Here is a 21098-nt window from a genome sequence, read left to right on the forward strand (position 1 = left end):
GAAGATCTGATGATTAATGTGGAGAGTGGAAACGGGGAAGAAAGGAGGACTGTGAGTCCCACATCCCACATCCACATCCCAAATTTAAAGAGTGATGAATAACAAAAATATAAATAAGGGCGATTTACGCAGTGCGACCAGTACGCAGGGACGCCGTATGGCAGGCGCGCGCGCTCTCTGGCATGCCAACGGGATGACGCGTGAGCAGATGGGGAAACCGATCATCGCCATCGTAAACTCCTTCACCCAGTTCGTCCCCGGCCATACGCATCTGCATGGAATAGGGCAGATGGTAAAGGCCGAGATCGAGAAGCTGGGTTGTTTTGCCGCTGAGTTCAACACCATCGCCGTGGACGACGGCATTGCCATGGGGCATGACGGTATGCTGTATTCCCTCCCGTCGCGCGACCTGATCGCCGATTCGGTAGAGTATATGGTCAATGCCCACAAGGCCGACGCGATGATCTGTATCAGCAACTGCGACAAGATCACGCCCGGGATGCTGATCGCCGCTATGCGTTTGAATATCCCGGCTATCTTTGTCTCCGGAGGACCCATGGAGGCGGGTAAGATCGGCGAGGAGCAGGTCGACCTGATCGATGCCATGATCGAGTCGGCCGACGAGTCGGTTTCCGATGAACGGGTAGCCCAACTCGAACAACTGGCTTGTCCCACCTGCGGATCCTGCTCGGGAATGTTCACTGCCAACTCCATGAACTGCCTCAATGAGGCGATCGGGCTGGCGCTTCCCGGTAACGGCACCATTTTGGCCACGCACGTCAACCGCAAACAGCTGTTCGTCGATGCTGCCCGACAGATCGTGGAAAATGCTTACAGCTATTACTTCGAAGGAGATGATTCGGTATTGCCAAGGAATATCGCCACCCGCGACTCTTTTCTCAACGCCATGACGCTTGATATCGCCATGGGTGGCTCCACCAACACCATCCTCCACACACTGGCCATTGCCCATGAAGGGGGAATCGACTTCACCCTCGATGATATCGATGCCCTTTCGCGTCGCGTGCCTTGTATATGCAAGGTGGCACCCAATTCGAAAAAATACCATATCCAAGATGTGAATCGCGCAGGTGGTATTATGGGTATAATGAACGAACTGGCGAAGGCCGGCCTGGTGAATACCTCAGTGCACCGCGCCGACGGGCGCACCTTGGAAGAGGCGTTAAAAGAATATGATATCACCAACGGAAATCCGGGTGACGAGGCATGCAGGATCTATTCTTCCGCTCCCGGTAACCGGTACAATATTGTGATGGCTTCACAGAATGCACAGTTCAAGGAGCTGGATACCGACAGGGAGAGGGGATGTATCCGCAGCGTGGAACATGCCTATACCAAAGATGGCGGGTTGGCTGTCCTGAAAGGGAATATCGCTCAAAAAGGCTGTGTGGTGAAAACTGCCGGCGTGGATGAGCGTATCTGGAAATTCAGCGGCAAAGCCAAAGTATTCCATTCTCAAGACGATGCCTGTACCGGTATCCTTAACGGCGACGTGCAGGCGGGCGATGTGGTGGTGATCGTGTACGAAGGGCCCAAGGGGGGGCCCGGTATGCAGGAGATGCTTTATCCCACGTCTTACATTAAAGCCAGACACCTTGGCACTAAGTGCGCCCTGATCACCGACGGCCGTTTTTCGGGCGGCACTTCGGGTCTCTCCATCGGACATATCTCTCCCGAAGCGGCTGCCGGCGGAAACATCGGGCTGGTATGCGAGGGGGACATCATCGAGATAGATATCCCTGCCCGTTCCATCCACTTGAAAATTAGCGATGAAGAACTTCAGGAAAGAAGAAGGGAAGAAGAGGAAAAAGGGGAAAACGCCTTCAAACCCCAACGCGACAGAGTGATTTCGAAAGCATTAAAAGCATACGCCGCTTTTGTAAGCTCAGCCGATCTGGGAGCGGTAAGAATCATTTGAGAAAAAGAGTTACAATTTTAGGTTCAAGTTTAAAGAGAAGAGTGTATGAACAGAGATAATCAAACTCCATTAACTACATCCCTTTCCGTGGAGACGGAAACTATTCCGGGGAGTGAAGTGCTTATTCGCTCACTGATGGCCGAAGGAGTGGATACCATATTCGGCTATCCCGGTGGAGCGATCATGCCTGTATTCGATGCTTTGTACGATCATAAAGACAAGATCAGGCATATACTGGTGCGTCATGAACAGGGTGCGCTCCATGCGGCGCAGGGATATGCGAGGGTCTCGGAAAAGGTGGGGGTGGCCCTGGTAACATCCGGCCCGGGGGCAACCAACGCGATTACCGGCATCACCGATGCGATGATGGATAGTACGCCGTTAGTGGTGATCGCGGGACAGGTCAATTCCACTCTGCTCGGTTCTGACGCTTTTCAGGAGGCCGATGTGATTGGTGTTACGCAACCCATCACCAAATGGGCTTATCAGGTACGGCGTGCCGAGGATATTGCCTGGGCCGTATCGAGGGCGTTCTACATCGCTTCCAGTGGCCGACCCGGTCCGGTGGTGCTCGATATCGCAAAAGACGCACAGGTGCTGAAATGCGATTATGCCTACCAAAAAACCACTTTTTTGCGGAGTTATCATCCGCTGCCCGAAGTGGAGGAAGACAAAATAAAGATGGCGGCCGACCTTATTAACAGCGCTAAAAAGCCATTTGCCCTGATAGGGCAGGGGGTAATCCTCGGGAATGCCGAAGAAGAATTGCGCGCTTTCCTGGAGAAAGGCGGTATCCCCTTTGGATCTACCATCCTGGGACTATCGGCGATACCCTCTGATCATCCTCTGAATCAAGGTATGCTGGGTATGCACGGGAATGTAGCTCCCAATATCAAGACAAATGAATGTGATGTGTTGATCGCTATCGGCATGCGGTTTGACGATCGGGTGACGGGCGACCTGAAGACTTATGCCAAACAGGCGAAAGTGATCCATTTCGATATTGATCTGGCCGAAATGGACAAGAACGTGAAGACCACCGTGAAAGTACTGGGCGACGCTAAACAGACGTTACCGATGGTAACCAGGCTGATCGAAAATAAATCCTATCCTGAATGGCTCGAAGAATTCAAACCCTATGAGCAGAAGGAATACGATTGCATCATAAAAAATGAGCTCTATCCTGAAAATGGGGGAGAGATAAAGATGGGCGAAGTGGTGAATAAAGTCACCGAAGCCACTCAAAACAAGGCAATTTGCGTGACCGACGTGGGACAACACCAGATGATGGCCACCCGTTATTTCAAATACAATCAATCGCGCAGTATGGTTACATCGGGCGGATTGGGGACGATGGGATTCGGCCTGCCCGCCGGTATCGGTGCCAAATATGGCGCACCCGGCAGAACGGTTTGCATCTTCGTGGGTGACGGGGGACTGCAGATGACGATCCAGGAGTTTGGCACTATTATGGAATATGGTATAGATGTGAAGATCATCCTCCTGAACAATAATTATCTGGGGATGGTGCGCCAGTGGCAGGAACTCTTTTTTGACGAACGCTATTCGGAAACACACCTTAAAAATCCTGATTTTATCAAGATTGCCGACGCATACAATATCAGGGGACGGAAAGTGACACAGCGCGCCGAACTCGATGCCGCCATACAGGAGATGCTCCAACACAAAGGGGCATACCTGCTCGAAGTGGTGGTGGAAACCAAAGGGATGGTTTATCCGATGGTGCCTGCCGGAGGCAATATTACCAATATTATCTTGGGTAACGGATACACGCTGTAGAATTACGAATTACAAATTACAAATTACGAATTACGAATTACAAATTACGGATTACGAATTACGAATTACCAATTACCAATTAAAATGGACGGGAATAAAACATTATATACCATTACTATTTTCTCAGAGAATACGGTAGGTGTGCTCAACCAGATCGCGACCATCTTTACCCGCAGGCAGCTCAATATCGAGACATTGTCAGTCTCACCCTCGGCCATCCGCGGGATACATAAATTCACCATTACCACTTTTTCGGATGATGAGGAGGTGATGAAAAAGTTGGTGCGCCTGATCGATAAACGGGTGGATATCCTGAAAGCCTATTTCAACACCGATGAAGACCTTGTGCATCAGGAGTTGGCGCTCTACAAGTTGTCCACCGATAAGGTGATGGAACATGGCTCCATAGAGTATCTGGTGAGGAAATATAATATCCGCATACTGGAGGCCAACAAAGACTGTGTGGTCTTTTTGAAAGCAGGTCATTATGAGGAGACCCAGGGCCTCTTCGAAGAGCTGGCCGACACCATTGGTGTGTTGCAATTCGTCCGTTCGGGAAGGATTGCCATTACCAAATCGAAGGTGGAACGTCTGAGCGATATGCTGGCCAAATGGGAACAGCAACGAAACGGCATCGGGAAACCGGAAAACCTGGTGCAAAATCTATAAAACAGAAAATAATTATAAATAAACAGTCAATGAGTTCAGCTGGTATTTCAGTTCTCAGTTCCAAGTTCTCAGTTCCAAGTTCTCAGTTCTCAGTTCTCAGTTCTCAGTTCTCAGTTCTCAGTTCCAAGTTCTAACAATACCCTACTCATGACAATAAAAAATTGAACAAATGGCAAAAATGAATTTTGGCGGGGTTGAGGAAAATGTAGTCACCCGCGAAGAATTTCCCCTTGAAAAAGCGCGGGAAGTATTGAAAGATGAAACCATCGCGGTGATCGGTTACGGCGTGCAAGGCCCCGGACAATCTCTCAACCTGCGTGATAACGGTTTCAACGTGATCATAGGACAGCGGAAAGAGAGTAAGACTTGGGATAAGGCGGTGGCCGACGGCTGGGTGCCGGGTGAGACGCTCTTTGATATTGAAGAAGCCTGCCGGCGCGGAACTATTATTCAGTACCTGTTATCTGACGCGGCACAGATTGCCCTGTGGGACACCGTGAAGAAACATCTGACTCCCGGCAAGGCGCTCTATTTCTCACACGGCTTTGGCATTACCTATAAAGATCGCACCGGTATTGTTCCGCCCGAAGATGTGGATGTGATCCTGGTAGCTCCCAAAGGATCGGGCACGAGCCTGCGTAAGATGTTCCTGGAGGGGCGGGGACTGAATTCCAGCTATGCTATCTATCAGGATGCCACGGGCAAGGCATACGATCGGGTGGTGGCTCTGGGTATAGGTGTGGGTTCAGGTTATCTGTTTGAAACCGATTTCAAACGTGAAGTATATTCCGATCTGACCGGCGAGCGCGGTACCCTTATGGGCGCTATTCAGGGCCTGTTGCTGGCACAGTACGAGGTGTTGCGTGAGAACGGGCATACGCCTTCGGAAGCATTCAACGAGACGGTGGAAGAACTTACCCAATCGCTGATGCCTTTATTCGCCGAAAAAGGAATGGACTGGATGTACGCCAACTGTTCCACTACCGCACAGCGCGGCGCCCTTGACTGGATGGGGCCGTTCCATGATGCCACCAAGCCGGTATTTGAAAAACTCTATAAAGAGGTGGCCAGTGGCAATGAGGCGCAACGTTCTATCGACAGCAATTCACAATCCGATTACAGGGAAAAGCTGGAAAAAGAACTGAAAGCCCTTCGTGAAAGCGAGATGTGGCAAACCGGAGCCGTCGTAAGGAAACTGCGTCCGGAGAATAATTGAGATAGAGGGTAAATATTGAACCCCTTGATACGAAAAACGCGGTTTTAAAACCGCGTTTTTCGTGTTTATATCTCTTCTTCACCGGTAAGGTCGAGTTTTTCATCGTCCTTGCCCCGGTCGAAGAACATCTTTTTGAGAGGATTCTTACGGGCTTGATCATAAGCCAGCCGGTTCCTGAAAATATCAATACCCATATAGATCGCCTGACGGAACGATTCATCGGAAGCCAAGTTCTTTCCTGCGATATCGTAAGCGGTGCCGTGATCGGGCGAGGTGCGCACGATGGGTAGTCCGGCCGTGAAATTGACGCCCGCATCCATGGCAAGGGTCTTGAAAGGGATCAATCCCTGATCGTGATACATCGCCAGGATGGCGTCGAACTCCTTGAAGCGTCCCGAGCCGAAGAATCCGTCGGCAGCAAAAGGGCCGGCACAGAGGATCCATTGGTCCTGTGCCTCTTTCACGGCAGGGGCAATGATGTCTGCTTCCTCTTTTCCCAGCAATCCGTTTTCGCCTGCATGCGGGTTTAACCCCAATACGGCAATACGGGGATTCTCCACTCTGAAGTCACGCTTCAACGTGTGGTCGAGTGTCCTCAGCTTCTCCATGATCAATTCCCTGGAAAGTCTCGAGGCGACTTCCGCCAAGGGTACATGAGTGGTGGCCAGTGCCACACGCAATGTTTCTGTTGCCATGATCATTAAAGCCTTTTCACCGTTCGAGGCAAAACGTTCCTCTAAAAATTCGGTATGTCCGGGAAATTGAAAACGGTCATTCTGGATGGTGTCTTTATTGATGGGAAGGGTGACCAGCAGGTCGATCTTGCCGTTCGCCAGATCACGACAAGCAGCATCTAATGCCGTGTAAGCCGACTCTCCCGCATCGGTGCTTGCCGATCCCAACTCTATCTTGATCTCCTCCCTGACACAATTGACAAGATTGACTTTACCTTCATGCGATTCCTCGACTTTGGAAATGATGTGAAAATTCATCGCGTCGCTGTTCAACACCTTCCGGTGATAGGAGGCCGATTTGGATGATCCGTATACGATTGGGTGGAACAACTCAAGTATTCTGGCATCGGAGAAGGCCTTTAACAGGATTTCATATCCTACGCCGTTCACATCGCCATGGGTGATGCCCACCTTGATTAAATCTGACATGTATGTATGTTGATTAAAGAGCTTAAGTGCGATTAAAGTCTATGTGATAAATAATTCAATTAAGATTTGGTTTTTTCTCCCTCTTCGTCGGCGATACTGATGGTATATAATGTGGATTCCAGATTACGCAGGAGATTCCGCTTATTCATTTCCGGGGCATACACGAATACTTCCACGATTACCACCATACCGGTGTTCTCGTTGACGAACGCATGCATCACGAAGGGGCCGCCCATCATGTCGGTGGTCATTTCCCAGAGGCCGCGCAACTCTGCCCGGAACAGGCCATCCGTTTCCATTTTCCTGTAATCGGGTGGATATGCTGTGGCTGTCGTCATACTGGAGTCGAACGATCCTGTGATATATTCTCCTAACACCCTGTTGCGAATATTGATGAGCGAATCTTTCTCGAAGACGGTCTCCGTGGTATAGGGAAACTGGTATATTACGATGTCCTGGCGCCCTCGCGCCGCATTGTTGGTCGCCCAGTAGAAATTCTCATGCTCACTAATATTAGGCAATCCTTTCGGGAGATGAATATTGATCCCAAAAACCTGTTTTACGCGTGATACCGGTTCTTTTATCTGATTTTTAAGATATCTCGCGTTGCGTTCCAGTTCTTTGGCGACGAAATAATCTATTATGCTCTCCTTGTTCTCGGTTACGAATTCCACAAAACTGGCCGTGTCGGGAGCATGAATATTCATGATGACCTGTCCCATGGCATATTTGTCGAGATCCGCGGTAAGTTTGGGAAAACTGTATATGTTGGATATTTCGGGAATGATCAGGTTTCTCGCCATCTTGAAAGTGCTGGTGAAATTTTCCGGGGAAAGTTGTATTATCCGGAAGTTGGGTTCGGCCTGGGGTAGTGCTTTCACGTTAGAGTTGAGCACGCCGAAGAGGGCCCTTCCGGCAGTGCCTTCCCAGGCATTCTCGTCCATTATTACGATCACCTCGTTGGTAGTTCCCGAAGCGGAGAAAAAACTACTTCCGGTGTCACACGATATAAACAGCGCTAATAAAGCAAGAATAACGGGTAAAACGGCATATCGTTTCATATCGACGTAGTTTTAAAAGGTTTGTATTTCATTTTTAACTTTAGCGACCTCCATGTCAAGCCATATCTTCGGAAACCGACCAGGCCGAACAATCAGTCAGTTGTGTTTGAAAAGCAAATATACGATTATTTGTATGAAATATAACCGATAGGGCTAAAATAATCGTTAAACTCCTGCCCAGGACCCATGCCGGTATAGCTCGTCTTTTTATGTATCTGTGATCTTCGCTGTCGACAGCATGCCGCAGGCGGCGAAGATATCCTCTCCCCTCGAAGCGCGGATGGTGCAGATGAATCCTTTTGCGGTAAGGAAATCGCGGAATTTGATCATATTCTCGTGGGTGGAAGGTTTCAGGTTGCTCATCGGAATCACGTGGAACCGGATCAGGTTGATGCGGCAATCCAGTCCGACAAGTAACTTGGTCAGTTCGCGGGCATAAAGCGGCGAATCGTTTACCCCGTCGAACATGATGTATTCGAATGAAAGCCTCCTCTGTCGGCTCCAGTCGTACTCGCGCAGCATTTCGATCACCGAAGCCGAAGGTGCCGACTTTTCTATCGGCATGATAGCCAGCCGCTCTTCCGGGATCGGGTTGTGGAGGCTGACCGCCAGATGGCATTTGCTCTCTTCGAGAAACCGTTTCAGGTTTGATGTCAACCCGATAGTGGAGAGAGTGATCCGCCTGGGGCTCCAACCCAGTCCATACTCCGCCTGAAGCAATTCCGAGGCTTTCTTTACATTCTTATAATTATCCAGCGGTTCACCCATTCCCATAAATACCAGGTTGGTGATCTCTTCCGAGCTGGGTACCGAGTAGACCTGATTCAATATTTCCGTGGCGGTAAGGTTGTCATGGAACCCCTGCTTTCCCGTCATGCAGAAATCGCAGTTCATCCGGCACCCCACTTGCGAGGAGACACAGATGGTGAGTCGGTCCTCTTCGGGGATGGTCACTGTCTCTATGAATTTTCCGCTGTATGTTTTGAACAGCATTTTGCGGGTGCCATCGATCGATGTCTGTATATCCAATGGTTCCGATCTGCCTATGTCGAATTTCGCCGAGAGCAGTTCCCGGTTCTTCAGCGAGATATTGGTCATCTCGTCGATCCGCTTTACCCGTTTCACATACATCCAGTCGGCAATCTGCTTCCCTGTGAATTTGGGTAATCCCAGTTCAGTAACGTTTTCGGTGATCTCGGCAAGCGTCATCCCCAGAAGATATTGTTTTTGATCCATTTGCTGCAATTTTATACGATTAAAACTATTTATTTTCAAATATATCGTATAGAACTCGCTTTTAATCACGTTCTTGTGTGAGAACAGTTATTATGCTCGTTTCAATTAGACTGCAAAGATAGCACCAACCGGCCGTTTTTCTTCTATCATCGTAATATAAAATGAATTTGTTTTATCTTCGGAATCAAAAAATCCCTATCTTTGCCTCGAAACGAAATCATGTAAAAAGACGATGAAACGAACAATTTTCTCACTTTTCTTATTTTCAGTAATGACGATAACCCTTATGGCACAGCATAATCCGGTACTGTTGTTTCCCGACGGTGCGCCGGGTGAATCACGGAAGATGAAACAGGTGGATGACCAGAGCGGCAACAGGGTCGCCGGATGCCCTGTACTCCGTATCAGTAATGTGAGTGAACCAACACTTACTTTTTATCCTGCGCCTGCCGGAAACAATACCGGTGCTACCATCATTTTGAATCCCGGAGGAGGTTATAATATACTGGCCTACAACCTTGAAGGATCGGAGATATGTAAGCGTTTCAATAGTTTTGGCATCAATTGTGTGTTGGTGAAGTACCGCGTGCCGCGCCGCGAAGGGTTGGAAAAACATACGGCTCCCTTACAGGATCTGCAACGCGCCATTGCCTATACACGTTCCCATGCAGGTGAATGGAATATCGATCCCGGCAGGATCGGGGTGATGGGCTTTTCTGCCGGAGCACATCTCTCGGCAATGGCAAGTACGGCGTATGGCGAACCTACTTATCCGAAGGTCGACGCTTATGATGATGTAAGTCTACGACCTGATTTCTGTATTCTTATCTATCCGGCCTACTTATCCGGAGAGAATTTTTCGATTGCTCCTGAACTGAAAGTGGATGCCAATACCCCTCCCACTATCCTTATCCAGACTCAGGACGACAAGGATTACATCAATAGTAGTTTGTTTTATTATTATGCGCTCAAAGAAGCGAAAGTGCCGGCTGCCATGCATTTATATCCCTCCGGCGGACATGGTTACGGCTTGCGTAATACCGGTCACACGGTGAATGAATGGCCCCACCGCGTCCTTTCATGGATGCGGGATATCGGTATGATCGGGAACAGGTAGAAAAGCAAACCTTTTGCATACCCTTTGTTTTCCGTTAATCACAATTATAATTTTCTTCCCATACAAATGCTTAATTAATTATAATACCGTCTGCATCTGAGAACAAATATTCTTCAGGAACAGTTTTATAGATGATTAATTATCAACCGGCAGGTGAAACTTATAAGAATTATGCAAAAACAAAATGAAGAAAAAAAATTACGTCCAGAGCAAAAACAACGCCGTCCCGGAAAAGAGTCGAAAATGAGACCGGTTCCCCATACCGAACCTGTGAAACAACAAAATAAACTTGACGGAAAAGTTGCCCTCATAACCGGCGGCGACAGCGGCATAGGGAAAGCAACTGCCTTGCTCTTTGCGGCAAACGGGGCCGATATCGCCATAGCCTATTTGAGCGAAACGGACGATGCGAAAGCTACGCAAAAAGAGATCCGCGAAATGGGGAAGGAGTGCCTGCTCATAAGAGGCGACCTGTCCAAGGAAGTGAATTGCAAAAAAGCCGTCGATAAAACGATTGATAAATTTTCAAAACTCGACATTTTGGTAAACAACGCAGCCTTGCATTGGGAAACGGAAAGTCTGGAGGAAATATCGACCGATCAGTTGGAGCGCACTTTTGCTAACAATGTGTTCTCTTACTTTTGGGTTACCAAGTACGCCCTGAGACACTTAAAAGAAGGGAGCGCCATTGTGAATACAAGTTCCGTAACAGCTTACCGCGGAAGTGGAAAGCTGATTGATTATTCCGCTACCAAGGGCGCTATCATCAGTTTCACCCGCAGCCTTGCCCAAAGTCTGGCCCCGAAAAAAATACGGGTGAATGCCGTGGCGCCCGGCCCTATATGGACGCCGCTGATTGTGTCGACATTCGATGAGAAAAGGGTTGCTGAATTCGGTAGCGATACGCCCCTGGGCAGAGCCGGAGAACCCAGTGAAGTGGCCCCCTGCTTTTTGTTTCTGGCCTCCGACGACTCGACTTACATAACCGGGCAATGCCTGCATCCGAATGGTGGCGAGATTGTGAATGCGTGATATTTAACGGAAAGTAAAGAAATAGTTCGCCAGAAAATTCCACAGTGTGACAAGGGTGATGGCAGCCATCTTTGCCAGATAGAAATTCACCTTACCTTTCTCGTGGAGCAGATAAAGAAAAAAATTATTCAGACCGAGTCCGATCAGGGATACTACAATAAAAGAGAGATACTCGCTTCGTAAATCAGGATTCTCGCTTTCAAAAGTCCATATTCTGTTCAGCAGGTAATTGGAGGTGGCTGCCAGTATGAAGCCGATAGAATTTGAAAGAAACTTATTCCATTTGAACTTCTCTTTACATAGCCACGTAAAGAAAAAATCGACGATCATTCCTGATAATCCTACTGCCCCGAATTTCAAAAATTTCAGTAACAACTCAGAAATACTGACTATTTCAAAGTCCGAAAAGATTTTTTCCATTTTTCCTGAGAAAAGATGATTCTGTTTACTTTTCCTATGATCTCTTTTTCATTGACATAACCGAAGAAACGGCTATCCCGTGAAATTTGCGGATTATCCCCCAAAACAAAATAGTAGTTGTTTTGTACCCGATAAATAGTCATTGGTTTTCCATTGATTGATATGGAATTATTCTGCAATTCAACGGTATTATTCTCCCGTATAATGATCTCCTTATAATCAATGAAATTATCGGGATTGATAATAAGATCCGTCCCTTTTTGCAATATTTGAGAAATTCGTTTCACCAGCAATACTTCTTTATTTTCAGGACTTTTAAAAATAATAAGATCGTTTTCCTGCGGCATTCTTAATCCCTTTAGCCGATGGTATCCCCAATTCGTTTCCATATCTTTTTCTCGCAGTGAGGGAATCCATGTGAAGATGTTTACAAGCGGAATATCAGACCAGCGGGCAGGTAGTATAGCGCCATAGCTGACCTTATCGATCCATAACCAGTCACCCGCCATAACAGTCGGTTCCATACTACCACTGGAAATACGGCACGGTTCACCGATAAAAGTCCGTATTAAAATCGCAATAAAAAATATGCTTAAAAAGAGATGAACAAATTTATGAATAACTCTTCTCATCATCCAGATATTTGGAATTCATTTTTAAGATATGTGAAACATTCTTTGTAGTCAACTTAGCATTATAATGTATTTCCAATAACTCCAAAAAATAGTTATCGGAATTACTATTTCCATATCCGAAGCTAGTAGTATAATTTTTCTCTTTAATTAAATCTAATACAATCCTTTTTTTTCTCAGCCCATGACAATTTCCTCCTTTAATCTTTCCCGTGAAAACCCCATTCTTTATTTCATATATAGTTCCTATTAATTCCATCCCGTTTATATCGCACCATTTTTTCAACCAAATCGAAGAAGATGCTGTCAATATAATGATTCTATCATTCCTTTTTTTATGCCATTCTATAAGTTTAATTGCATCTCTTCGACAAATATATGGCAACTTCTTCTCACAAAATTCATTTCCTTTTTTAATCAAATATGATTCTGGTTTATTCTTAAAAAAAAAGGAAAATAAGCGTTCTTTCAATTTAAAATTAGGATATATTCTAAAAAAATATAACAACGTAAATGGTATTAAACTCAATATTCCCTTATAAAAATGACTACCTTCACAGAATTTTATAAATTCAAAAAATGTATTTTTGAAAGTTATAGTACCATCCATATCAAAAACAGCAATACCTTTCATAGATTATCATTATAAACTTAATTTTTTAAATATTTTCTCAGGAATCAATTTTATTATACAAGTGATCATCTTCCAGATTCCTAATACATAAATTTTTTCTTTCTTCCTTTTGTAAGCAATGTATATGGTTTTTGCAACTGTCGACGGTTGTGCTGTTAAAATAGAAGGAGTTTTTAAATGAGAAATCATCTTAGTGTCTATATATCCTGGTATTACAGTTATTATATTCACGTGTGATTTAGAAAGCCTATTTCTCAATCCACTTAAATATGCTGTAAATCCAGCTTTAGCACTCCCATAAATATAATTATTCCCTCTCCCTCTTTCACCGGCAACAGAAGAGATTCCTATGATTGTACCAGCATGGTCGTCTTCCATTATATTTGCCAGTATATTTAAAATGGAAACATGAGCTACATAGTTATTATTAATTATAGCTAATGATTCGTTAAAATTGCCTAAAGCTTTATTATGATCCCCTAAATATCCAAAGACAGAAACAACAACATCAGGAAACATAGGCAGTGATTTTACAAACTCCATGTGATTCTCAAATTCATTTCCATCGAATAAGAGATTAAAAGTTTTGACATCATTTTTAATTGAAATATCAGCCGACAATCTTTGCTGATAATCTGTAATTTTTCTGGCAGCTAATTGGATGTCGAATCCCTCTTTTGCAAATTTATATGCAATAGCTTCACCCAAATCCGAATTTGAACCAAGAATCAAACAGGTTTTATTGGCCATTTCATCAAAGATTTTATATTATTACTGTATCTTCTATATATCTAGTCTTGTAGACTGGAGAGATTGAAATTTATTAGGATGAGTAAAATCAGTATTGTACATTTCTTTAAACAGATTTTTTGGGATTAGAAGATCTTTTGTTAAGTATATTTTCCCTTCGTATTTGAGTACCAGTGTGTGTAGCTGATTGATTAAATCAATATTTTGACGATTTAATTTAAAATCAAGGGCTAATGTATAGCCTGGCATTGGGAACGAAATAGGTGCTGCATACTCGCATTTATCTCCCATAATTTTAAGAATAGCCAATGGAGAAAAACAAGATGAACTTACAATTTTATCGATGATATTTTTTATGCCTTCCTTACCCTTTGTAAATGGAATTACAAATTGGAATTGAGTGAATCCTTTTTTGCCATACACCCTATTCCAATTGCTGATACTATCCAAGGGATAAAAAAAACTATTATAGTGAATTAAAAAATTACTTTCTTTCTTTATTTGTTTATTATAATATATGGAGTTCCAATTGCTTATAAACTGTTTATTTAATATAAACGAAGGAAACGTGAAAGGCACATTTATTAACGGGTTAGATCTCTGTACTTTTAATGGATTATTTTTTTTATCCACAGGTAAATCCTTTAACAGAGCATGTTCTCCCAACAAAAGGATAGATTTTCTGGTTGAATTTTTCATCGAGTTGCAATTAAGCCAAGCTACAGAATAAGTATAAAAATTATATTCTTCTAATTTATCCAATAGTTCATCCACTCCTTTTATTTTTATAGATTTTTGTTTTAGATAAGCTGTCTCTATTTTCCTAAGTTTTAAAGTGACGGATACAATAATTCCTGTCAGCCCCATTCCTCCAATTGTATTTGAGAACAATTGGGTATTGCGATTTCTAGAACATTCTATTAATTCCCCTTTTGCATTAATCAGTTCTATATTCTCTATGTAAGATGAAAATGCGCCTTCCTTATGATGATTCTTTCCATGTACATTTGATGCTACGGCTCCTCCTAATGTAACGTATTTAGTCCCAGGTGTTACAGCAAGAAAAAAACCTTCAGGTACGATTAATTCCAAAAGGTCTTTTATTAAAATACCTGATTCTGCTTTTATAATGCCATTTTCAGAGTCGAAAGAGATAACTTTATTAAACCTTAAAGTTGAAATAATATGATCCTTATTAAGAGAACTATCCCCATAACAACGCCCATTACCTCTTGCTATCAAGTTGTTGCTATTGACGATTATTTCATATAAATCGTCATAATCCTTTCGCTCTATCAAGTTTGTTTTAATACAAGGGTATAATCCCCAATTACAAATTTTTTCCATATAAAATAATCGTAAAGATAAAAAACCAGATAATAATTACAATCTTTAAATATAAATCTTTCATTAGAATATTCATAGGACAACCCGATTTTCTTTCAACTATGGAAAGCTGTATATAACGCATAATGCCTATAAAGACAGGGATAGACGTAAGGTATAATTTATTCGAACCTATTCTTTCAATCACATCCTCAGAAACCGTATAGAGGATATATGTAATAAGAGTGACAGAAAAACCGATTGTTTCGGCCACATCCATAAAAACTATATTATATTCTTTTTGTACGTCCCGGTATATATACTTTTGCGATAATATAAGATCATCTCTTCGTTTGGCAAAAGCAATAGATACGGTGAGGAAAAATACAATAATCAGTATCCAATGACTGACAAATATGTCACTCATAACCCCGCCGCTTTTTATTCTTAAAATGTATCCAAGACCTATGCATGATACATCGACGATTGGGATTTTTTTTAACGATACAGAATATGATAAATTTAATGCTATATATAATATTACATATAAGCCGGAAGATTTCAGATAAGGAAATAACGAAATGAATATGATCAATAAAATAAAAGCGATAATTAAGGTTTGCTTTTTAGTGAAAAAGCCGCTTGCCAGCGGTCTTGTGAATTTTATTGGATGGTATTTATCCTTTTCAACATCCAGAACGTCATTGACAATATATATGATGGAGCAGGCCAAACAAAAAGAGGAAAAAAGAATGAATAAATCATATATTGTGTTTAACGGAAGATCGAAAATTCTGCCGGAAAAAAAAGCCGGAATAAATATCATTCCATTTTTAATCCAATGATCTACCCTTATTAATTTAAGAAATTGGGAAATAGTTTTCATGGTAATATGTAACTGATTTTTTCGTAATCTGTTATAAACGGATTGGGAGTGTATAAGAGCAATACAGAATTTTCATCATACACTTTATATAGTTTGTTAAAAAAGCTCATCCAAGTTGGGATACTTTCATGTTCAATTTTATATCCGGATGTTTCAAGAAGTTCGCGTTCATGAAAATATCCTTTTGGAATAGTCACTATTGCATTATCCGGTATATCATTCAGAAACTCTGTATCAATAAAATGAAGGTTTACTTCATCATCCATATAGAATCTTTGAATCCAGCCTTTGGCATTCCCGATAGAATACGGTCCATAATAGGTACTGTAAATATCTATTGGATTACCCTTATAATAAGTTTTCTGGATATATTCAGCTAAATTTACAGCCCCGCTACCTGCGGGTTTGAAGATCATAAATAATCCCCCCGCATTTACTATTATCACTGCGAAAATAAATGAGTGGAACATAACTTGGAAATATCTTTTCTTGATTTTATATATTATTCTCTGATAAGTCCAGATAAGTAAGATGGGGGCAAAATTAATTATCGGGAAAAAATACCGAATTTCTTTATGGCCTATGAAAGAGTGAATTACCAAATATGGTAAAATGCACCACAGAATAATATTTTTATAATCATAAAATAATAAGTAAATCAGAGAAAACAAAATGGAAATACCAATAATTAATGTAGGCGCTGTTACAATTTTCTGAATATAATAATACCAGGGCTCTAATCCATAAAAGTTTACTACATTGTCAATAAGATCAACCTTAAAATAATTATAAGGTGCAAAAACAAATTCTCCATAATAAATTGTATCTAACAGGGTACATAAGAATACAATTGTAAATAGCCCACCCAGGACAAAGAAAAGATCCCTGAATCTGATTTTTTTAATTAATAATAACCATAATAGTAGACCTGTTACACAAAGTCCCATCTGGAAACGAAATTCAAAGCTTAATCCGAATAATACGCCTATAAGAAAAAAATAAATGTTGGTATGTCTATTTAATTGGATTAAACCTACAGAAACTAAGAGACATAAACCAGCCCATACTTCAGATGAGAAACGCACATTAATTGAGGGAAGAAACCATAGTACAAAAGATAAAAAGGAAAAGACCGTATAGAACCTTCTTTCTATAGTAGGCCTGAAACAACGGATAAAAAAGGAAATGGAAAAAACAGATAAAATTGCTGTTATTCCTCTTAATATCATTGCCAAAACATACGGGTTATTCAGATTAAATAAAGAAAAGAAGTAAAAAATACATAGAGCAATATACGGTTGTAATGACGAACGAATTTGTGAATCATATTCCCATGCCAAATCATAACCGGTATTCCATCCCGCTTTTAATCCGGCAAATTCAATTAACTGGAAATGTTCATCGGGATGATGGAAGCCGTTACTATAGAAAATAGATAAGGTGTATATGACTATAATGATATATATATTAAAAGATTTAATATACGTTATCTGGTTCTTTTTTAGATTTTGTACCATATATACTAAAATTGACTTCATCGTTACTCACAATACCCTTGATAGTTACTAAGATCGGAGATTCATACCCGTAAAAATATATAAACACCACCCTCTCGATATAACCGTAATCCAACTCTGTTGGGGTGAAATTTAATTTAATCACAGAACTTTCTTTAGGCTCTAAAATAAACGGAGTGTTAGAAATCTTACTGATAAGGCACTTACAACTGGTTTGAATTTGTGCTACCTGTATTTTGTTTTCACTTAAATTTTTTAACGGAATATCTATGTCAAACTTATTTTTTTTATTTCGAGATGTAATTATTTTTCCAAAATCTACTTCTGTTGGTATTTCTATTTGGAGAACATTCGTTTTTCTCGAATTACATCCTGAAATCGTAATACAAATAACTGATAATATTAGAAAGCACTTATATATTTTGTGTTTATTTTCTTGCATCTTGTACTATTTGTTGTATGTTGATAAATACGATTATTGGATTACCATCTTCCTCAAATTCCGAACGAATCTCTTTTATTGATTCATTCTCACTTATTATATCTTCGTTAACTTCTTTAAAACCATCTCTTAGCATAAAAACTGCGACGAAATATTTATTTGTACTGGCTTTAAAGTTTCCAAAAGAAACTATGTCAGCTATGGGATATTTATAAAATTCTTTATCTAAAGTTATTGAAAAGTTTTGGTTATATTGTAAATCTCTAAATATGTGATAAATCTTATTTTTATGATAATTATTGTATAATAGGTATAAATATTCATCTGTAGATAATATCTGTTCTAATCCTAATGAATAATTATCTTTCTTTAAATTACTATCGAAATCCAATATTGTTCCTGTTTCGTTTCTACCTGAAAATTTTGTATTTTTATTAATCTGTTTCAAATGAGTACTCACTAATAGATATGGGTTAATGTTATTATTATGATATTTTTGAACAATGTCTGAATATTGTGTAAGAATAAAACAGGTGTCTTGAACCATTGTGACCCTAGGAAAGCCATATTTCATTGAAACGTTATTAGTAGCTAGATAGGGGAAAACTTTCCTTTCCAATTTCATGTTTTCTTCATCTACCAGTAAGTATTCATATTTATTTCTTGGCTCGTTGTAGGTTGTGAGTACTAATTTGTTCTCATCGCTCAGTAGGTCTACATCATAGAATTCAGAGATCGAGTTATCGTACTTAATTTTATCAAGTAATATCCCATTATAGGAGTATTTGAAGACAGTTTGTCTAAGAATATCAAAAATTGCTATATATTTTTTAATTGGGTGTACGTAAAAACTAACAATGCTTAATTGCTCATTTGGGCCTCCACCTTTTTCTCCAATCGTATTTAAAAAAGTGCCATTTGTATCAAATACAAATATCTTATTATTAGAATCTAAAATAAATATTTGATTATCTTTGACAACCAATTTTTCAATATTGTTTCCAATTAAACAATTTTCGTTAGTCTCTAATTGAATATAAGTGGAATTTTTTATAAAATTACCGGGGGTGATTTTAATTTCTTCAAGTTCTTCAATATCAATGATCAAATCAATAGATTGCCTTTCTTGTTTGGGATTACAAGACAAAATCAATCCGTTTAGTATAAGAATGAGAATATATTTTTTCATTTTCAAAGATTTATATTTGTTATTTTTTTAATTGAATAAACATTTTATTCAGATTCAATGTGATCTTACTAAATTTATTAATGAAATCCGTTCCTAAAGAGCCATCAGCAGAGGGATCTTCCATAAAATAGTCTACAGTATAAATGGGGATATTTTTAAGAGAGAAAAATGTTTCACCAATTAATAATGCAAGTGAAGGCATTTGATAAATAGTATCGGACTTAATGGCTCCTACTCCGAAGGAATAAGTGAGTTTTTTCTCTAACGTTGTTTCTATTTCATTTCTATTTTTTAAATAATAGGATTTGAACATATGACTATTACTATTTCCCGTGTCAAGATGAAATGTAATAAGATCATCTTCACTAAAGGCTTTAACGATAATATTATTTCTTTCGTCGAGTATAATATTCCGGCCTGAAATAGGTAATTCGCTTTCTTTCTGAGGGATTATTATCTTCTTGTCGGAGGGATATAATTGTATCTCTCCTATTCTTTTTATAAAATCTATTCCTAAAACTCCATCAATATAGTCATTTATATTTTCATTTCTGAAAATACCGGATTTTTCCAAAAAATTATCACTGACTACAATCAATAGATTATAAAGAGTTACTTCTCCCAATGAGATATTATCTAATATTGCTAAATTTCCCTGGCTTATCCCTGTACCTGATATATTTATCGAATCATTCAGGTAATGTAAATTTATATTTTTTGAAGTATTATTAAAAATGCAAGTTGTTTCATATCCCGTATCTAGAATGAAGACATATTCTTTTCCTTGTATAAAAATTTTCACTACTCCTAGAGCACTTGTCATGTCGTGAATTGTGTCTTCATCTTTTCGAGAAGTAAAATCCATTTCTATTGTGCCGAAGGGAATTTCAATATTTTTTTCCGGCTTTATTACTTGGGTTTTCTCCTCATTACGTAGTGAATTATAAAAATTATACATTTCTTCAAATTTTTTTAATTCTTCTTGAGGCAAATTTTCAGAAACTTGGTCTATAAAATTTTTCAATTCACCAGCTATAAAGCCGTACTCACCCTGATAAGCCAATAAAGATATTTTATATCGAAATAATTCTACACTATTAGTAAAACCGATATTTTGTTGGTATTTATGTAGAAGGGTATCAATTGATGAAATCGCGGCCTCGTTTTGATTAAATTTGATATTTAACAAGGATTCTGTAAGCCACTTAAGTTCAGGCGTTTTAATACTGTCTTGTATTTGAGGATATTCTTTCTCTAGAGCAAACCAGTTATTTTGTTTTAACAATTCGTGGATAAAGATATCATATTTTTGAGCATTTAAATGCTCAAAAAATAATATAATTATAGAAAATATCATTACTTTTTTATTAATCTTACTTTTCATAACATTGTTGGATTGATTATCTTAAAAATGAGGCAAGGAAAATGCAAATAGAACTTTTAGGTAAACGTTATGGAAATATTTAGATTTCTAGTATTTACATTCCTTGCCTCATTTTGCTGTTTTGTAATTATATATTACAAGATCGTCTTTATTCTCTTAAGTATAAAAATACCTGAATAAATTTGTTAAAATGTTACTTTAATTGTACCTGAAATGGACCAATCACAGTTTGAATTAAAAGAATAAGAACATGAGGCTACTGAAATTTTAGCGGATGCTCCAACTGTATAGCTACCATATTTTTTACTCCCTCCAAATTCAATATAAGCTCCATAACTGTCTTCTTTAACTGTTGATGACCCAGTTAACGTCCAGACTATTTTACTATTATTGGAAGAAGGATTGGAACTGCTACCGCCAGAACTGCTACCACCAGAACTGCTACCACCAGAACTGCCACCTCCGGAACTGCCACCTCCAGAACTGCCACCACCTCCAGAACTATCTCCTCCACCTGAACCATTCGACTGAGCCAATACTTCCACATGCAATTTATTGTCTACTATTCCGTAGTCATCCAGTGCATGTTTGAAGTTCAGCGTAAGCGCAAACAGTAAGGTTGCTATGCCTAAAATTGTTAAGTAAATCTTTTTCATTTCTGTTAATTATTTGATTATTAATTGAT

General features: G+C 40.5%; 20 protein-coding genes. 6 read left to right on the forward strand and 14 right to left on the reverse strand.

From position 1 onward, the window contains the following. The first annotated feature begins 94 nt into the window (after nucleotides 1-94). The 4 genes from ilvD (at nucleotide 95) to ilvC (ending at nucleotide 5624) form a co-directional block, all read left to right on the forward strand. Complete coding sequence (gene ilvD, locus D7D25_RS14730) at nucleotides 95-1939, forward strand: dihydroxy-acid dehydratase (RefSeq protein WP_122969703.1); 1845 nt, start codon at nucleotides 95-97, stop codon at nucleotides 1937-1939. 45 nt (nucleotides 1940-1984) lie between these two features. Then, nucleotides 1985-3739, forward strand: coding sequence for a biosynthetic-type acetolactate synthase large subunit (ilvB, locus tag D7D25_RS14735; RefSeq protein WP_370453860.1), 1755 nt, complete (start codon nucleotides 1985-1987; stop codon nucleotides 3737-3739). An 84-nt stretch (nucleotides 3740-3823) separates the two neighbouring features. After that, nucleotides 3824-4408: an acetolactate synthase small subunit gene (gene ilvN, locus D7D25_RS14740; RefSeq protein ID WP_122969704.1), complete on the forward strand. Its 585-nt coding sequence runs from the start codon at nucleotides 3824-3826 to the stop codon at nucleotides 4406-4408. 169 nt (nucleotides 4409-4577) lie between these two features. Then, nucleotides 4578-5624, forward strand: coding sequence for a ketol-acid reductoisomerase (gene ilvC, locus D7D25_RS14745; RefSeq protein ID WP_122969705.1), 1047 nt, complete (start codon nucleotides 4578-4580; stop codon nucleotides 5622-5624). Between the two features lie 65 nt (nucleotides 5625-5689). Here ilvC and pdxA read toward each other — a convergent pair whose 3' ends face one another. The 3 genes from pdxA to rlmN form a co-directional block, all read right to left on the reverse strand. Further along, entirely contained in the window at nucleotides 5690-6787 is a 1098-nt protein-coding gene (pdxA, locus tag D7D25_RS14750) for a 4-hydroxythreonine-4-phosphate dehydrogenase PdxA (RefSeq protein WP_122969706.1), read from the reverse strand. 59 nt (nucleotides 6788-6846) lie between these two features. Next, entirely contained in the window at nucleotides 6847-7848 is a 1002-nt protein-coding gene (locus D7D25_RS14755; protein ID WP_122969707.1) for a DUF4837 family protein, read from the reverse strand. Nucleotides 7849-8055: 207 nt separating this feature from the next. Continuing rightward, complete coding sequence (rlmN, locus tag D7D25_RS14760) at nucleotides 8056-9084, reverse strand: 23S rRNA (adenine(2503)-C(2))-methyltransferase RlmN (protein WP_122969708.1); 1029 nt, start codon at nucleotides 9082-9084, stop codon at nucleotides 8056-8058. Nucleotides 9085-9316: 232 nt separating this feature from the next. Here rlmN and D7D25_RS14765 point away from each other — a divergent pair, with 232 nt between their 5' ends. Both D7D25_RS14765 and D7D25_RS14770 read left to right on the forward strand, forming a co-directional pair. Then, nucleotides 9317-10201: an alpha/beta hydrolase gene (locus D7D25_RS14765; protein ID WP_122969709.1), complete on the forward strand. Its 885-nt coding sequence runs from the start codon at nucleotides 9317-9319 to the stop codon at nucleotides 10199-10201. Nucleotides 10202-10372: 171 nt separating this feature from the next. Beyond that, nucleotides 10373-11233: a glucose 1-dehydrogenase gene (locus tag D7D25_RS14770; protein ID WP_019541176.1), complete on the forward strand. Its 861-nt coding sequence runs from the start codon at nucleotides 10373-10375 to the stop codon at nucleotides 11231-11233. A gap of 3 nt (nucleotides 11234-11236) precedes the next feature. Here D7D25_RS14770 and D7D25_RS14775 read toward each other — a convergent pair whose 3' ends face one another. The 11 genes from D7D25_RS14775 to D7D25_RS14825 all read right to left on the reverse strand — a co-directional run bounded on the left by D7D25_RS14775 (nucleotide 11237) and on the right by D7D25_RS14825 (nucleotide 21069). After that, a complete protein-coding gene (locus tag D7D25_RS14775) occupies nucleotides 11237-11653 on the reverse strand; it encodes a GtrA family protein (protein WP_019541177.1) in 417 nt (138 codons plus the stop codon). Continuing rightward, nucleotides 11623-12288 carry a signal peptidase I gene (gene lepB, locus D7D25_RS14780; protein WP_313382153.1) on the reverse strand — a complete coding sequence of 222 codons (666 nt, stop codon included), beginning with the start codon at nucleotides 12286-12288 and terminating at the stop codon, nucleotides 11623-11625. Before lepB ends, D7D25_RS14775 begins: the two co-directional genes overlap by 31 nt. Continuing rightward, a complete protein-coding gene (locus tag D7D25_RS14785) occupies nucleotides 12266-12919 on the reverse strand; it encodes an HAD-IB family phosphatase (protein WP_019541179.1) in 654 nt (217 codons plus the stop codon). Before D7D25_RS14785 ends, lepB begins: the two co-directional genes overlap by 23 nt. Nucleotides 12920-12928: 9 nt before the next feature. Further along, the gene (locus D7D25_RS14790; RefSeq protein ID WP_019541180.1) at nucleotides 12929-13669 is read right to left on the reverse strand and encodes an SDR family oxidoreductase; all 741 of its coding nucleotides are present in this window, start codon (nucleotides 13667-13669) and stop codon (nucleotides 12929-12931) included. A gap of 33 nt (nucleotides 13670-13702) precedes the next feature. Beyond that, nucleotides 13703-15016 carry an FAD-binding oxidoreductase gene (locus tag D7D25_RS14795; protein WP_019541181.1) on the reverse strand — a complete coding sequence of 438 codons (1314 nt, stop codon included), beginning with the start codon at nucleotides 15014-15016 and terminating at the stop codon, nucleotides 13703-13705. Continuing rightward, nucleotides 15000-15881: a UbiA prenyltransferase family protein gene (locus D7D25_RS14800; protein ID WP_081624415.1), complete on the reverse strand. Its 882-nt coding sequence runs from the start codon at nucleotides 15879-15881 to the stop codon at nucleotides 15000-15002. The genes D7D25_RS14795 and D7D25_RS14800 overlap by 17 nt, the downstream gene beginning before the upstream one ends. Continuing rightward, nucleotides 15878-17398 (reverse strand): hypothetical protein, encoded by a 1521-nt coding sequence (locus D7D25_RS14805; RefSeq protein WP_019541185.1) that lies wholly within the window; start codon nucleotides 17396-17398, stop codon nucleotides 15878-15880. Before D7D25_RS14805 ends, D7D25_RS14800 begins: the two co-directional genes overlap by 4 nt. Further along, on the reverse strand, nucleotides 17358-17840 hold the full coding sequence (locus tag D7D25_RS14810) for a DUF1573 domain-containing protein (RefSeq protein ID WP_019541186.1): 483 nt from the start codon (nucleotides 17838-17840) through the stop codon (nucleotides 17358-17360). Before D7D25_RS14810 ends, D7D25_RS14805 begins: the two co-directional genes overlap by 41 nt. Further along, nucleotides 17827-19029 carry a 6-bladed beta-propeller gene (locus tag D7D25_RS14815; RefSeq protein ID WP_019541187.1) on the reverse strand — a complete coding sequence of 401 codons (1203 nt, stop codon included), beginning with the start codon at nucleotides 19027-19029 and terminating at the stop codon, nucleotides 17827-17829. Before D7D25_RS14815 ends, D7D25_RS14810 begins: the two co-directional genes overlap by 14 nt. A gap of 19 nt (nucleotides 19030-19048) precedes the next feature. Continuing rightward, complete coding sequence (locus tag D7D25_RS14820) at nucleotides 19049-20413, reverse strand: retropepsin-like aspartic protease (protein ID WP_019541188.1); 1365 nt, start codon at nucleotides 20411-20413, stop codon at nucleotides 19049-19051. A gap of 185 nt (nucleotides 20414-20598) precedes the next feature. Further along, nucleotides 20599-21069: a hypothetical protein gene (locus D7D25_RS14825; protein ID WP_092121584.1), complete on the reverse strand. Its 471-nt coding sequence runs from the start codon at nucleotides 21067-21069 to the stop codon at nucleotides 20599-20601. Between the last annotated feature and the right edge of the window lie 29 nt (nucleotides 21070-21098).

This window comes from Proteiniphilum sp. X52, assembly GCF_003712195.1.
Classification (GTDB): domain Bacteria; phylum Bacteroidota; class Bacteroidia; order Bacteroidales; family Dysgonomonadaceae; genus Proteiniphilum.